This window comes from Sporosarcina sp. P33 (assembly GCF_002077155.1).
GTDB lineage: Bacteria > Bacillota > Bacilli > Bacillales_A > Planococcaceae > Sporosarcina.
On the sequence record NZ_CP015027.1, the window covers coordinates 794538 to 809273 of the forward strand.

General features: G+C 47.7%; 17 protein-coding genes and 1 riboswitch. Of the genes, 6 read left to right on the top strand and 11 right to left on the bottom strand.

Annotated features, from left to right (window positions below; translation table 11 throughout):
• The first annotated feature begins 7 nt into the window (after window positions 1–7).
• Window positions 8–184, top strand: coding sequence for a hypothetical protein (locus SporoP33_RS15920; RefSeq protein WP_155961301.1), 177 nt, complete (start codon window positions 8–10; stop codon window positions 182–184).
• 12 nt (window positions 185–196) lie between these two features.
• The gene (locus SporoP33_RS03935; RefSeq protein ID WP_081242526.1) at window positions 197–628 is read left to right on the top strand and encodes a hypothetical protein; all 432 of its coding nucleotides are present in this window, start codon (window positions 197–199) and stop codon (window positions 626–628) included.
• A 67-nt stretch (window positions 629–695) separates the two neighbouring features.
• On the opposite strand, the gene SporoP33_RS03940 is transcribed toward SporoP33_RS03935, so the two are convergent.
• The 10 genes from SporoP33_RS03940 to SporoP33_RS03985 form a co-directional block, all read right to left on the bottom strand.
• Complete coding sequence (locus SporoP33_RS03940; protein ID WP_081242527.1) at window positions 696–1550, bottom strand: MetQ/NlpA family ABC transporter substrate-binding protein; 855 nt, start codon at window positions 1548–1550, stop codon at window positions 696–698.
• Window positions 1551–1616: 66 nt separating this feature from the next.
• Window positions 1617–2285: a methionine ABC transporter permease gene (locus SporoP33_RS03945; protein WP_081242528.1), complete on the bottom strand. Its 669-nt coding sequence runs from the start codon at window positions 2283–2285 to the stop codon at window positions 1617–1619.
• The gene (locus tag SporoP33_RS03950) at window positions 2278–3303 is read right to left on the bottom strand and encodes a methionine ABC transporter ATP-binding protein (protein WP_081242529.1); all 1026 of its coding nucleotides are present in this window, start codon (window positions 3301–3303) and stop codon (window positions 2278–2280) included. Before SporoP33_RS03950 ends, SporoP33_RS03945 begins: the two co-directional genes overlap by 8 nt.
• Window positions 3304–3450: 147 nt before the next feature.
• Window positions 3451–3556: riboswitch (SAM riboswitch) on the bottom strand.
• A gap of 50 nt (window positions 3557–3606) precedes the next feature.
• Window positions 3607–3906, bottom strand: coding sequence for a thioredoxin family protein (locus tag SporoP33_RS03955; protein WP_081242530.1), 300 nt, complete (start codon window positions 3904–3906; stop codon window positions 3607–3609).
• A complete protein-coding gene (locus SporoP33_RS03960; RefSeq protein ID WP_081242531.1) occupies window positions 3899–4252 on the bottom strand; it encodes a toprim domain-containing protein in 354 nt (117 codons plus the stop codon). Before SporoP33_RS03960 ends, SporoP33_RS03955 begins: the two co-directional genes overlap by 8 nt.
• 62 nt (window positions 4253–4314) lie before the next feature.
• Complete coding sequence (gene gcvH, locus SporoP33_RS03965; protein ID WP_081242532.1) at window positions 4315–4695, bottom strand: glycine cleavage system protein GcvH; 381 nt, start codon at window positions 4693–4695, stop codon at window positions 4315–4317.
• A 76-nt stretch (window positions 4696–4771) separates the two neighbouring features.
• Window positions 4772–5131 carry an arsenate reductase family protein gene (locus SporoP33_RS03970; protein ID WP_081242533.1) on the bottom strand — a complete coding sequence of 120 codons (360 nt, stop codon included), beginning with the start codon at window positions 5129–5131 and terminating at the stop codon, window positions 4772–4774.
• Window positions 5132–5627: 496 nt separating this feature from the next.
• Window positions 5628–7427 carry an acyl-CoA dehydrogenase family protein gene (locus SporoP33_RS03975; protein ID WP_369821955.1) on the bottom strand — a complete coding sequence of 600 codons (1800 nt, stop codon included), beginning with the start codon at window positions 7425–7427 and terminating at the stop codon, window positions 5628–5630.
• A gap of 31 nt (window positions 7428–7458) precedes the next feature.
• Window positions 7459–8634: an acetyl-CoA C-acetyltransferase gene (locus SporoP33_RS03980; RefSeq protein WP_081242534.1), complete on the bottom strand. Its 1176-nt coding sequence runs from the start codon at window positions 8632–8634 to the stop codon at window positions 7459–7461.
• A 27-nt stretch (window positions 8635–8661) separates the two neighbouring features.
• Window positions 8662–11046, bottom strand: a complete 2385-nt coding sequence (locus SporoP33_RS03985) for a 3-hydroxyacyl-CoA dehydrogenase/enoyl-CoA hydratase family protein (RefSeq protein WP_081242535.1) — start codon at window positions 11044–11046, stop codon at window positions 8662–8664.
• A gap of 207 nt (window positions 11047–11253) precedes the next feature.
• On the opposite strand from SporoP33_RS03985, the gene SporoP33_RS03990 reads away from it, so the two are divergent.
• A complete protein-coding gene (locus SporoP33_RS03990) occupies window positions 11254–11574 on the top strand; it encodes a thioredoxin family protein (RefSeq protein WP_081242536.1) in 321 nt (106 codons plus the stop codon).
• Window positions 11575–11857: 283 nt separating this feature from the next.
• Window positions 11858–12373 carry a C39 family peptidase gene (locus tag SporoP33_RS03995; protein ID WP_081242537.1) on the top strand — a complete coding sequence of 172 codons (516 nt, stop codon included), beginning with the start codon at window positions 11858–11860 and terminating at the stop codon, window positions 12371–12373.
• Here SporoP33_RS03995 and SporoP33_RS04000 read toward each other — a convergent pair.
• The gene (locus tag SporoP33_RS04000; RefSeq protein WP_081242538.1) at window positions 12362–13249 is read right to left on the bottom strand and encodes a 5'-3' exonuclease; all 888 of its coding nucleotides are present in this window, start codon (window positions 13247–13249) and stop codon (window positions 12362–12364) included. The genes SporoP33_RS03995 and SporoP33_RS04000 overlap by 12 nt on opposite strands.
• A 114-nt stretch (window positions 13250–13363) precedes the next feature.
• Between SporoP33_RS04000 and SporoP33_RS04005 the strand changes: the two genes are divergently transcribed.
• Both SporoP33_RS04005 and SporoP33_RS04010 read left to right on the top strand, forming a co-directional pair.
• Complete coding sequence (locus SporoP33_RS04005; RefSeq protein WP_081242539.1) at window positions 13364–13924, top strand: hypothetical protein; 561 nt, start codon at window positions 13364–13366, stop codon at window positions 13922–13924.
• A gap of 36 nt (window positions 13925–13960) precedes the next feature.
• Window positions 13961–14650, top strand: a complete 690-nt coding sequence (locus SporoP33_RS04010; protein ID WP_081242540.1) for a hypothetical protein — start codon at window positions 13961–13963, stop codon at window positions 14648–14650.
• Window positions 14651–14736: the final 86 nt, after the last annotated feature.

The following is a 14736-nucleotide window of genomic DNA, read 5'->3' on the forward strand; positions in this document are numbered from 1 at the left end:
GGCGGCTATGAGCGGACGCGATGCGGCATTGAGCGCGTGGCGGGCGGCTAAGAGCGGGTGTGAAGACGCATTGAGCGCGTGGACGGCGGCTATGAGCGGGTGTGAAGCCGCATTGAGCGCGTGGCGGGCAGCTATGAGCGGACGCGATGACGCATTGAGCGCGTGGACGGTGGCTATGAGCTGAGGCGAAGTGGCATTGAGCGCGTGGCGAACTGCTAAGAGCGGATGCGATGCCGCATTGAGCGCGTGGACGGCGGCTATGAGCGGATACGAAGTCGCATTGAGCGCGTGGACGGCGGCTATGAGCGGGTGTGAAGCCGCATTGAGCGCGTGGCGGGTAGCTATGAGCGGACGCGAAGACGCATTGAGCACGTGGACGGTGGCTATGAGCGGACGCGATGCCGCGTTGAGCGCGTGGACGGCGGCTATGAGCGGATACGATGCCGCGTTGAGCGCGTGGACGGCGGCTATGAGCGGATACGAAGACGCATTGAGCGCGTGGACGGCGGTTATGAGCGGGTGTGAAGCCGCATTGAGCGCGTGGCGGGCAGCTATGAGCGGACGCGATGACGCATTGAGCGCGTGGACGGCAGCTATGAGCGGATACACAGCAACTATGAGCGCGTAACACCATATATGAACTCTATTTCCAATATAAAAACCGGCAGCTGCTCCAGCTGCCGGCCTTCTATTCATTATTTTACTGGAACTACTGATCCAGACCATTCTTCTACGATGAAATCTTGGATTTGTTCTGAAGTTAACACTTCTATCAATGCTTTGATTGCGTCGCTGTCTTCGTTACCGCTCTTTACAGCGATTACGTTAACGTAAGGAGACTCTGAATCTTCCAAAGCGATCGCATCTTCCATTGGATTTAAGCCGGCGTCGATTGCGAAGTTTGAGTTGATCAATAATGCGTCGCCTTCATCATTTTTGTACAATTGCGGCATTAATGCTGCTTCGTAGTTTGCGTCAAACTCCAAGTTCTTCGGATTTTCAACGATATCTTCTACTTCCGCCTTCACTTTTTCCACATCGTCAGCAAGCTTGATCAAACCTTTTTCTTCAAGCATAGCCAGTACGCGCCCGTGATCCGCTACAGAGTTACTGATTAAGATCGTTGCACCATCAGGAAGTTCTTCCAATGAATCATATTTCTTTGAGTAGACACCGATCGGCTCGATGTGAATTGCACCTGCATTGACAAAATCATAACCGAAATCTGCAATTTGACTCTCTAGATATGGAATGTGCTGGAAATAGTTCGCATCCAATGTGCCTTCATCCAAATCTTTGTTTGGCAGTACATAATCTGTGTAGCTCTCAATCTTCAAATCGTACCCTTTTTCAGCCAATAGTGGCTTCGCCTTTTCTAAAATTACTGCGTGCGGCGTGTTGGACGCTCCGACTGTCAAAGTCGTTTTGTCGCCCTTTTCTGCGTCATCTGCATCCTGTGCCGCATCTTTGCTGTTATCATCTTTTGTGCCGCATGCTGCCAGTGCCAGCACAAGTGCCGCCGCGAATAGACCAAATAAAAACTTCTTCATCTTCACATTTCTCCCTCTCCATTACTGGATTATATTTATGGTTGACAGGTTTCCCTGAAAATCCTGTTATCGCTTGTCCATACGTTTTACAAAGAAATCACCGATAAACTGAATGATGAATACGATGATCAAAACTAAAATTGTCGCCATCATCGTCACATCGCCGCGGTTACGCTGGAACCCTTCCAAATACGCAAGTGTACCGAGTCCCCCGGCGCCGATTACCCCTGCCATCGCTGTATATCCGACCAGCGCAATTGACGTCACTGTAATCCCAGACACTAGCGCGGGCATGGATTCAGGCAACAGCACTTTGAAAATGATGGTAGAAGTTTTCGCACCCATTGAACGTGCCGCTTCGATAACTCCTTTATCAATTTCTTGCAGCGCAATCAGCACCATGCGTCCGTAGAACGGTGCTGCGCCGATAATTAACGCTGGCAACGCGGCATTCGGTCCGCGCATACTTCCAATAAGCAAATTAGTCAGAGGCAGCAATAAAATAATCAAAATGATAAACGGAATGGACCGGAACACATTGACAAATGCCCCTGTAAAGACATTGGTGATTTTATTGGCCCAGAGTTGCCCCGGACTTGTCAGGAATAGCAGCAAACCGAGTGCGACACCAAAAATAAACGTGAATAACGTGGAGTACGCGGACATATAAAGTGTCTCTCCCGTCGCCGCCCACATTTTCTCCCAATTGACGTTCGGGAACCACTGCTCAATCATTCTTCAGCACCTCCGTCTTCACTTCATTGGCATCTAAGAAAGCGATCGCTTCATCAACAACCGCCGCGTCCCCTGCCAGCTGCAAGACCAGTGTGCCGTACGCGCCGTCCCGTGTAGTCGAGATATTTCCCTGGACGATATTGACCTCAATCGGGTATTTCCGGATCAGCTCAGCAAGGACAGGCTGCTCTGTACGCTCCCCGATGAAGGCTAGCTTAATCAGCTTTCCGTGTGGAGTTTCCTCCTGCAGGTGTGCGATCGCTGCGTCTGTATCGCCAGTGTCGGTCACCTGTGAAATAAAACGCTTTGTAATGTCAGCCTGCGGAGATTGAAAGACGTCGAGCACGTTGCCGATCTCCACGACCTTCCCTGCTTCCATGACTGCTACACGATGGCAAATCTTACGGATAACATGCATTTCATGCGTGATAAGGACAATAGTCAGTCCAAGACGTTCATTGATGTCTGTCAATAAATCGAGGATTGCATTTGTCGTTTCAGGATCAAGCGCGGATGTCGCTTCATCACAAAGCAGTACTTCCGGGTCATTCGCAAGTGCGCGCGCGATGCCGACACGTTGTTTTTGACCGCCTGATAACTGTGCGGGATAAGCTTTTTCACGGCCAGTCAACCCGACCAGATCTATCAGTTCTTTTACTTTTTGCTTGCGAACCGATTTTTTCACACCCGCAATTTCGAGCGGGAACATAATATTCTCTTCCACGGTTCTTGACCACAGCAAGTTAAAGTGCTGGAAGATCATACTGATTTTCTGACGGGCATTGCGAAGACCGGCTCCTTTTAATGTCGTCATTTCCTGTCCGTGAATCATAATGCTGCCGGACGTGGGTGTTTCAAGACCATTCAGCAGCCGAATCAAAGTACTTTTTCCTGCACCACTGTAACCGATGACGCCGAAAATTTCTCCTTCTTTGATGGTTAGCGATACATCATCTACCGCGATTATTTCTGAACGGTTCAAATGGAATTTTTTATGAACGTTTGTTAGTTGAATCATTTTCTGCACCACCTCATGTAATCCTCTTTCATTGTCTTCTAACGCCTGCCGGAGCTTAACGGCGTCTTTCGCTTTTGGTAATAAAAAAACCTTTCTGCGGACAAGCAGAAAGGCCGAACGTATAAGTCATTATGTACGTTTCCATTTCTCTCATCTGTCAAAGCGACTTGCTCTGAGTGAATTGGCACCATTTCACAAATGTGACGGTTGCCGGGCTTCATAGGGCACTTCCCTCCACCGCTCTATATAAGAGTTTTGTATTCAGTTGATTACCCTACTTATACCACACATTGAATTCCATTGTCAACTGAGTTTCCCGAGTAGAAACGGCACGGATTGAAAGGCATAAATCTTTTCAATTGGCTGCCCTTTACGATGAATGAGCAGGCACGGCACACTTTCGATTTCATATTCAATTGCAATTTCCTGAACATAGTTTAAATCTGCTTTTCCGATAGGTAACTTCGGACGCATCGTTTCAATTACATTCAGCATTTTGGAAGCAACTGCACATGTACCGCACATCGGGGTAAATAAATAGAAAGCGGCCACTTGCTCTGCCGCCTGTGCACGCTGCCAGTCTTCTATTGTCCAGTTATTCATGAGGTCCACCTGCCAAGTAGTTCGGATGTACTTTAAAATTGGCGGCCGCTAAAATGGCAGCCAATAATTTGACGGGGGTCGTTTCCACTTCACGGTAGAGACGGTCCGTATATAAATGTCTCGCTTCCGGATACAGTTGTTTGAAGAGCTTGCGAATAGAATCGCCTGAAGCGTCCGCATCCAGAAAAACGAAGAGTTCCTGTTGTTCGTAGGGTGCCAGCAGTTCTTCAATATGGTACGGACTGATGGTGCCGTTAGTACAGAGAATCTCCACCGGCTCAGCAAGGATCGGCAACAGCCGCTTGCGGTCGGAGCCGCCTTCCACAATTAGAACTTTCGTGTCCATGCTGTTTCCTCCCAGCGTATAAAAAAAGCGCTGAAACGTTCCAGCGCATTTAAATTTCGGTATTATTCAGCTGTCATTTCCTCGTACTGCTCAGCTGTCATTAACGCATCAAGTTCAGCTTTATCTTCGATTTCGACAACAACCATCCACGCATCTTCATATGGAGATTCGTTAACTAATTCCGGGCTGTCTTCCAGATTTTCGTTTACTTCCACAACTTTACCAGTCAGTGGAGCGTATAATTCTGAAACAGTTTTCACTGATTCAACGCTTCCGAAAGGCTCGTCTGATTTCAATTGATCGCCTACTTGCGGCAATTCAACGAACACGATGTCCCCCAGTTCAGACTGTGCGAAATGTGTGATTCCAATTCGGTATTTACCGTCTTCTTCTTTTACCCATTCATGCTCTTCTGAATAACGCAATTCTTTTGGTGTGCTCATGTCGTTACCTCCAAAATTATAATAGTTTGTCTTTATTCAGTTTGCCATAGTTCCCCTGTAAAAACAAGAAACTAAATCATTTCTTCCACGTTTCTGAAAACGCGGTTTCATTAAATCCGACGGTAACTTTTTGGCCGTCAGAGACGATCGGCCGTTTAATGAGCATCCCGTCCGAAGCGAGCAATGTGATTTTTTCATCGTCTGTCATAGTTGGCAGTTTGTCTTTTAAGTTAAGCTCACGATATTTCTTGCCGCTTGTGTTGAACAACTTTTTCATTTCAAGGCCGGAGTTCTTGATCATCGTGCGCAGTTCGTCTTCGCCTGGAGGTTGTTCTGCAATGTTTTTTTCCTCGAATGAAATCCCTTCATTCTCAAGCCATTTCTTCGCTTTGCGGCACGTGGTGCATTTTGGATAGCCGTAGTATGTCATAGTCATAATGGAATCCTCCTTTTTTTCAGTATAGCAAATAAGCGTATGCTGATGCCAACCAAGCGACGGGTCACTTTTTTTAGACTTTGAGAGGCTGGAGTTTGGCCAGGGGCGGGGATGGGCGCTTCGGAGGGGACGCTTTCCCGAGGGCCCGCGGTGAGCCAGCCAGGTCGCGTTGCTTCCTTTGGCTGTCTCGCCTGTCGGGCTGATCCTCCGGGAGTCGCCTCTCCTGCGCGCCAATCCCTTGCAACGCAAGCGGGTGATACTTATTGATGCTCACTGAATTGGAGTTGTAATCGTTATACAAGTATCTGAACTTGAACTTCATCAGGTTCTAAGACAAATTTAATTTCCAAACTACTTATAGGGCGTAATCCAAGTCCCGCCGCTATTCACGCAGGATTGAAGCGGGGCTGATGGCGGCTCCCAATGGATTAGCCAGAGCTTCAACCCGCACCACAAAAAAACGCCCCACACAGGAGGCGTCTAGTGTACGTTATAATTACACGATGTATTTTTCTGCTTCGATCAGCTTTTCTGCCGCTTCACGCTTTTTCGCAATCAGGTTGTATGGATTGTTACGAGTCAGCTTGCGCAATGCAGAGAGCATCATGCGCTGGTTGTCGCCGTCGACTGCTGCGAGCAGTATTTCTTTCGCCGCCGCTTCGATGCGTCCAAACGCTTCCTGACAGAAGATTTGTGTATAAAGAAGCTTTTGGTTCTCTTTCTCTTCGCCGTTTTTGCTGATCGCTTTTTCCGTACGCAGCAAAGCAGACTCCATTCCGAAAATGTCGTTGGCGATGTCTGCGATGTTGACCAGGATTTCTTGTTCCTGATCGAGCTTCGTGCCGTAGCGCTGTGCTGCCAGTCCTGCGGCAAGGATACCGACCTTCTTCGCATTCTTCACGAGTACTCTCTCCTGCGCCAATGCTTCGTCGCCCACTTCTTCAGGCATCATCATCAACAGCTCTTCCTGCAGCGCCTGTGCCTGCTGCAGCAATGGCAGTTCGCCTTTCATTGCTTTCTTCAGGAATGTCCCAGGAACGATCATTCGGTTGATTTCATTCGTACCTTCAAAGATCCGGTTAATACGGGAATCGCGGTAGATGCGCTCCACTTCGTACTCTGCCATGAAGCCGTAGCCTCCGTGAATTTGAACTGCTTCATCGGAAATGTAATCCAGCACTTCGGATCCTACCACTTTGTTAATGGAACATTCGATAGCATATTCCGCAATGGAAGCCGCCACTTTAGCGCCATCTTTTTGCTCATCTGGGCTCATCGCCGCATTGCGCTCTTCAAAGTATCCGACCGTACGGTAAATCAAGCTCTCTGTTGCATACAGCATAGAAGCCATCGTACCGAACTTTTCTTTCGTCAAGTTGAATGAAGAAATCGGTGTGTCGAACTGCTTCCGCTGATTCGCGTACTTAATAGCCAGCTCAAGTGCACGCTTCGATCCGCCGATTGTACCTACTCCGAGTTTGTAGCGTCCGATGTTCAAAATATTGAACGCAATAATGTGGCCGCGCCCGATTTCTCCTAATAAGTTTTCCACAGGCACTTCTGCATCTTCGAGGATTAATGTACGTGTAGAAGATGATTTGATGCCCATTTTCTTCTCTTCCGGCCCTACAGAAACACCCGGATAGTCTCTTTCAACAATAAATGCCGTGAACTTTTCGCCGTCCACTTTCGCATATACGACAAAGACATCAGCAAATGCAGAGTTTGTAATCCATTGCTTCTCACCATTCAATACGTAGTGAGTGCCCGCAGCATTTAATGTAGCAGTTGTCTTGGCACCCAGTGCGTCAGAACCCGAGCTTGGCTCCGTCAATGCGTAAGCGGAGATTTTCGTGCCGCTTGCAGAGTTCGGCAAGTACTTCATCTTTTGCTCATGATTACCGAACAGTACGATTGGCAACGTACCGATTCCCACGTGTGCGCCGTGAGTAATCGAGAAGCCGCCAGCTACGGACAATTTTTCCGCAATCAATGCAGACGAAATTTTATCCAGTCCAAGACCTTCATACTCTTCCGGAATATCTGCCGCAAGAAGTCCCAGATCGCCCGCTTTCTTCAGCAATGTCACGGAGTTTTCAAACTCGTGATTTTCGAGCTTTTCAATCAGCGGCGCCACGTCATTTTTAACGTACTCTTCCGTTGTTTTGGCAATCATTTTTTGCTCTTCTGTGAAATCTTCCGGTGTGAATACGCGTGATGCGTCCATATCCTCCGTTAAAAATGCTCCGCCCTTTACGAATTCTGTCATAGTGTTTCCCTCCATAGCTTTAGTCATAGTATTTCCCCCTGTTTGAACGTTTTTTTATTTATAGAACTTCAAATACTCCCGCTGCACCCATTCCGCCGCCGATACACATCGTAACGACACCGTATTTTTTCCCTTGACGTTTCAGTTCATTAATTAATTTTAATGTTAAGACGGTTCCTGTGGCCCCCAGCGGATGACCTGTCGCGATCGCACCGCCGTTGACATTCACTTTTTCCATATCTAGTCCAAGCTCACGGATGACAGCAAGTGACTGGGAAGCAAATGCTTCATTCAGCTCCCACAGATCGATATCTTCAATAGAAAGCCCTGCAATTTTCAATGCTTTTGGCACTGCTTCAATCGGCCCGATCCCCATGATTTCGGGTGGTACGCCGCCTACTGCGAATGAAAGGAATTTCGCCAATGGCTTCAATCCGCGCTGCTCTGCAACTTCTGAATCCATGACCAAAACCATTCCAGCACCGTCAGACGTCTGTGATGCGTTTCCTGCCGTAACAGAACCTTTGGCTGCGAACGCGGGGCGCAATTTACCTAGCACCTCTTTGGTTGTTCCCGGGCGCACGCCTTCATCCATCTCGAAGACCATTTGCTGCTCCTGATACTTGCCGTCGTCACCGACAAAACGCTTCGTAACTTCAACCGGAACGATTTCATCGACAAATTTTCCTTCTTTAATGGCTGCTTCTGCACGCTTATGTGATTCTACTGCGAATGCATCCTGATCTTCGCGGGAGATGCCATACTTTTGCGCCACTTGCTCCGCTGTATGTCCCATTCCCATGTAGTATTCAGGAGCTTCTTCCGCTAATTTAAAGTTTGGACGAATCGTATTCCCCATCATCGGCACCATACTCATCGACTCGACGCCGCCCGCCAAAATTGCTTCTGAGTGGCCAAGCATAATACGCTCTGCCGCATAAGCGATAGACTGCAAACCTGACGAACAAAAACGGTTGATCGTAACGGCAGGTGTCGTATCCGGTAACCCAGCCAGCGCGCCAATATTTCGCGCTACGTTCATTCCCTGTTCTGCTTCAGGCATGGCACAGCCGATAATTACATCATCAATCGGCCCGTCATAATTTCCTGCACGCTTCAATGTTTCCTTTATCGTCAGCGCCCCGAGATCATCAGGACGGACAGTCGCTAAAGATCCTCTTCCTGCTTTTCCTATCGGTGTTCGAGCACCGGCTACAATTACTGCTTCACGCATTCTGTTTCCTCCTTTAACTATCTCTCATCAGTTACGTAACGGTTTGCCCTTTACAAGCATATGCTGCATGCGCTGCTGCGATTTCGGCTCTGCCACCAAACTTAAAAATGCTTCGCGCTCTAAATCTAGTAAGTACTGTTCATCGACACGCGTGCCATACGGAATTTTACCGCCTGCCAAGACGTATGCCAGTTTCTTCGCGATTTTCAAGTCATGTTCACTGATGAAACCGGATCCGTACATCCCTTCAGCTGCCAGCAATAACGTTGCATAGCCTGAATCGCCAGTCACTGGAACTTTCTCTTTTTTCGGCGCTGTATAGCCTGCTTCATATAGAGACAATGCCGCTTGCTTCGCATCGTAGATCTGATGATCGGGATTGACGCTCACGCTATCCGCAAAGTCTAAGAAGTTATTTTCTCTTGCTTCATCGGCAGAAGTTGATACTTTTGCCATCGCAATCGATTCAAACACTTTATTGGCAATGTGCTGGTAATCAGTCGGCACACCGTTCGGCAAACCTTTTAAATGTTTCTGATACAGGTTGACGTTACCGCCGCCGCCTGGTATTAAGCCTACCCCTGCTTCCACTAATCCCATATACGTTTCCATAGATGCCTGAATATGCGCTGCCGGCAGACAAACTTCCGCCCCGCCGCCAAGCGTCATTTGGAACGGTGCTGCAACGACCGGTTTGCTGCTGTATTTAATTTTCATCATCGCATTCTGGAATGAACGGATTACAAAATCGAGTTCAAAGATATTATCATCCTGTGCTTCCATCAAGATCATGCCAAGGTTCGCACCGACACAGAAGTTTTTCCCCTGATTACCGATGACAAGCCCTTTAAAGTTCTTCTCCACTTCATCTACTGCGAAGTTGATCATCTGAATGATATCAAGGCCGATCGCATTAGATTGTGAATGGAATTCCAGTAATGCTACGCCGTCTCCAAGGTCAATCAGGCTTGCACCCGAGTTTTTCTTGATAACACCATGTTTTTTCTTGTATTGCTTAAGGTTGATCGCTTTTTCATTCACTTGTACAGCCTGATAATCTGAACCGTCGAAGTAGTACAGATCGCCGTCTATTTCTTTATAGAAAGTTTCATAGCCCTTATCGAGCAGCGACTGTACGAAAGCAGGAATTTCTTTGCCCTCTTCTTTCAGCAGACCGACAGACTTTTGCACGCCGATCGCATCCCATATCTCAAACGGTCCCTGTGACCATCCGAAGCCCCATTTCATCGCGTTATCGATCGCGACGATATCATCGGCAATCTCACCGTGAAGCTGTGCGGCGTAAAGCATCGTCGGTGTTAACGTATTCCATAAAATCTCTCCTGCACGATCTTTAGCGTAAACCAGCGTCTTTATCTTATTAGCCAAACCTTTTTGCTGATTCGCCATTTCAATTGAAGGCGCTTTCATTTTCTGTGTAGGAATATATTCAAGCGTTCTCATATCCAGTTCTAGAATGTCGCGGTCTTTCTTAACATAGAAGCCTTGTTTTGCTTTTGCTCCGATCCAGCCATTCTCAATCATTTTTGTTACGACATCCGGCAATTCAAACGTTCTCTGTTCATCGCCGGCCGTTTGATCATAGACGTTTTTCGCAACATGCATATACGTATCAAGCCCCACTACATCCAATGTACGGAATGTCGCGGATTTCGGACGTCCAATTAATGTGCCGGTAATAGAATCGATTTCACCGATTGTATAGCCGCGTTCAAGCATTTCGTGCAATGTGACTTGCAGGCCGTACGTGCCAATGCGGTTAGCAATAAAGTTCGGAGTATCTTTCGCAATTACGACTCCCTTGCCTAAACGATCTTCGCCGAACACTGTCATGAACTCCACCACTTCTGGCGATGTCGTCTGAGTAGGAATAATCTCAAGCAATTTCAAGTATCTTGGAGGATTGAAGAAGTGTGTTCCAAGGAAGTGTTTCTGAAAATCTTCCGAACGTCCTTCTGCCATCGCTTCAATGCTGATGCCTGATGTATTAGATGAAATAATTGTTCCCGGTTTTCGTACGGTTTCAATCTTTTCATACAAACTCTTTTTAATATCTAAGTTTTCAACGACGACCTCAATGATCCAATCCACATCTTTCAATTGATCTAAATGGTCCTCGAAATTTCCCGGTGTAATTAATGAAAGGTTATTCTTCGTTGTCAAAGGTGCCGGTTTCTGTTTCAGCAATTTCTCCAATGCCCCTGCTGCAAACTTGTTGCGGAATTTCGGATTTTCCGCCGTTAATCCTTTTGCTTCATCATCCGCCCCCAATTTCGGCGGTACGATATCCAGCAAAAGAACAGGAATGCCAATATTGGCCAAATGCGCTGCAATACCAGAACCCATAACTCCAGATCCTAAAACTGCCGCTTTTCTAATTTGATAAGTCACGTGCAATCCTCCCTTTTCAACTTTGAATGAATGCTCATTCATTTCTGGCGTAAAAAAAATACGCGTTGCTTATAAATGCTAGTATAAATCATTTGAAACTATTTCGCAATATTTAATTGCTATTTAATCAGATTTTTTAAAATAAGCAATAAAATACCCAATGCTCTATAATCATTGTACACTATTCATTGAATGGAGGCGATAATTGTGAAACAAATTACATCTGCAGAAGAATTCAACGAAATCATTGCAAACGATCAGCCCGTACTGGTGAAGTTCGAGGCAGACTGGTGCCCTGACTGTAAGCGCATGGATATGTTTATCGATCCGATTGTGGAGAAATACGATAACTATACATGGTATGAAGCGGATCGTGACGTTATTCCTGAAATTGCTGAAAAGTATGAAGTAATGGGGATTCCTAGTCTGCTTATTTTCCAGAACGGTGAGAAGCATGCACACTTGCACAGCGCGAATGCCAAGTCCCCTGCTCAGGTGACAGAATTTTTGGATGGCGTAAAGATCTGAACCGTTGATTTCTGACACACGAAAATGCTGAGAACCTTCTCGTTCTCAGCATTTGTTTTATTTATGTGTGATTTTTGCAGGCTAAGATCGCTTGCCCCGATGTTATGAGCGCTTGACTTTTGACATTGAGCGCGCCGCTTGATGTTATGAGCGGCTAACCGATAACATTAAGCGCTGGCCGGGATGTATGAGCGCCCAGCCGGCAACATTGAGCGCCTGCCGTTGTTTTATGTGCGCCCAGCTTTTCATCCAGTTCCACTTATTAATGAAGGAGGAGTTTTATATGTCCAAATATATAGACGTCCAAGGCAAGTCTCAGTATGACCATGATATTCACCCCGGCTACCGCCCCTCGGCATGCGGGCCTGTTACAGCTTTTGTTTTGCTGCGGCATTTTTTCCCGGCCGATCAGACTCTTTCTATTAATGAACTGTATAAAAAGCTTGGCGGCACGAAGATAGGTCTGCCTGCCTGTCGATTTGTCCGCAGGTTCCGACGTTTGCTCGGCGCAGATTGGACAGTAAAAATATGCGATCTGCAGCAGGCGATGGAGCAGATTGACGCGGGCCGCCCCGTTGCAGTGAAGTTTGATAAATGGTTCAACTTCAGATGGCGCGGAAATTTTTCATTTGATTATCACTGGGTAGTGATGGCCGGTTATGAATACGTAAAGGGTGACCTTCACATTCTTGTCCATGACCATGGCGGCAGAAATCGCGATAGCCGTGTCCGGTCCATTCCCTACGGCATGAATCAAAAAATCGTAACGTTCATCAAAATCGAACCATCAAAACGGTGAAACAGCCAGCCCCTGTTTTGCGATCATGGAGTAGCCCTGCTCTTCCATGATGGCTGCCGTGTCAGCCGTGAACTCAGGAATGACCAGCTCTTCAAGCGGATCATCGATGATAATTTCACAATGGATGGCGGCAAGCTCTCTCGAAATCATCAGCATGTCTTCATCGGCTGCCAGCTTCTTTTGAATACCTGCAGTTAATTCTTCCCGTGCCGCAAGCACACCATCCACTGAACCGTACTCCTGAATCAGCTTCAGCGCCGTCTTTGGCCCAATTCCTTTTACACCGGGATAACCGTCACTCGCGTCTCCCGTGAATGCTTTCATATCAATGAATTGTGATGGTGTAATTCCATATTCCTCAACGAAGCGCGCTTCATTGTATTCGTCGTACTGTGTAAATCCTTTCTTCGTCAACGCAATCGAAACATCAGGCTGCAATAATTGAAGTAAATCCTTGTCGCCCGAAACCACCGTCAGCTTCGCTTCACCTTTCCATGTCTCAATCAACGAACCGATTAGATCATCCGCTTCCATATTCGGAATCCCGTAACTCTTCCATCCCAAAGCTTCAGATACTTCTCTGGCCATGTCGAACTGCGGAACCAATTCGGGTGCAGGAGCCGGCCGGTGTGCTTTATAGTCTGCAAATAGGTCATTGCGGAATGTTTTCGCTCCCATGTCCCAGCACACCGCCAAATGAGTCGGCTGAAAAATGGAGATGGCACTCATCGTATGCCGCGCAAATCCCTGGACGCCATTCGTCGGCACATCCCATGCATTGCGGAAAAATTGTCCTCTGTGTGCCGTCGCAAAAAACGAACGGAACAATAACGCCATTCCATCCACTACTAAAATATGAGGTTTATTTTCATTCATCTTGTTCCACTTCCTTTCCTATAGTTTAACACAGCTGACGAATGAAGAGAGGATAAGGTCAAATGACCAACAGGCTGCATATGATAAAACGAATAGAAAAGGAGGCGTTATCATTTGAATCCGCAAGATGAGTATATGTGGTATTCGCAATACCCGGCGCAATCTTGGCAAGAAAACGAGTATCAAGGCTTCGCGACGGCACAATTATTTTCCCCTTGGCAATCGTGGTTTCCAGGGCAGCAAAGTTCACAAGGGTTTCCTGGATCCCAATGGTTTCCGGGCATGCCGAGTTTCCCTGGTTTCCCTGGTTCACCAGGTTTCCCGCCACAGCCGGGTTTCCCAAGTTCACCGACTTTCCCTGCACAACCGAATTTTCCGGGGCAGCAACCGAATCGGCCGGGGCAAGGCGGGCAGGCTGCTGCACCTACAACCGCGCCGCCCAGTCAAATCCCGAGCTATCCTGAATTCCAGACGTTTGCGGTAGATCCCGGTGCTATTTCGGGCTGTCTGTACCGCTTTACCTACGTATGGACTTCCAGGAGACGCGGTTTCTGGTTCTATCCGACATTCGTCGGCCGGCAATCAGTGGCAGGATTTCAATGGAACGCAAACAGATTCCGATGGGAGTATATCGGGATTGACTTGCAGCGGATCGATGCGTTTCGATGTGTCTGACGCTGCAGGTGCAAATAGAATTGAAGGAGTGATGGTTTGAGTCAGCAGGAAGAAGAAATGTGGTACCCTAAATTGCCCGATGGTTATCCGGGACAGCAGCCACAATATGAAATGTATCATCAGCAAAGCCAGCCGCAGCAACCAGGATATCAGCAGCAAGGGTGGCCGTACCATGCGCCGCCAAGTCAGCCGAACCATTCATGGCAGCCAGGGTATCCGGGGCAGCAACAGCATGGTTATCCTGGGCAGCAGCCAGGGCACCCGGGACAGCAGCATGGGTATCCCGAACATACAGGCTACCCAGGGCAGCATGGTTATCCCGGACAGCCAGGATTCCCAGGATTCCCAGGATATCCGCCGCAGCCTAATTATCCAGGACATCACGGAAATCAGCATAGCTATCCCGGCGGACATCACGGAGATCAACACGGCTATCCGGGACAGCATGGCGGCCAGCGCCCTGAGCAAAGTGCACCTACATCCGCACCGCCGAGCCAGACGCCAAGTTATCCGGATTCCCTATTACGGGCTGTGGATCCGGGCGGCATAGCAGGCTGTCTGTACAGGTACACGTATGTATGGACGTCTCGAAATAAAGGATTCTGGTACTATCCAACATTTGTAGGCAGAACCTCCATTGCTGGTTACCGATGGGATCCGCGTCATTATCGATGGGAATATTATGGACTGGATTTACAGAAGATTGATTCATTCAGATGTACGTAAGCGGAATTCCGGTGTATGTTTTTATTCTATAAAGCAAAAAACCTGGCAAAATTGCCAGGTTTTTTATTTGGTTGCGGCTTCATGCC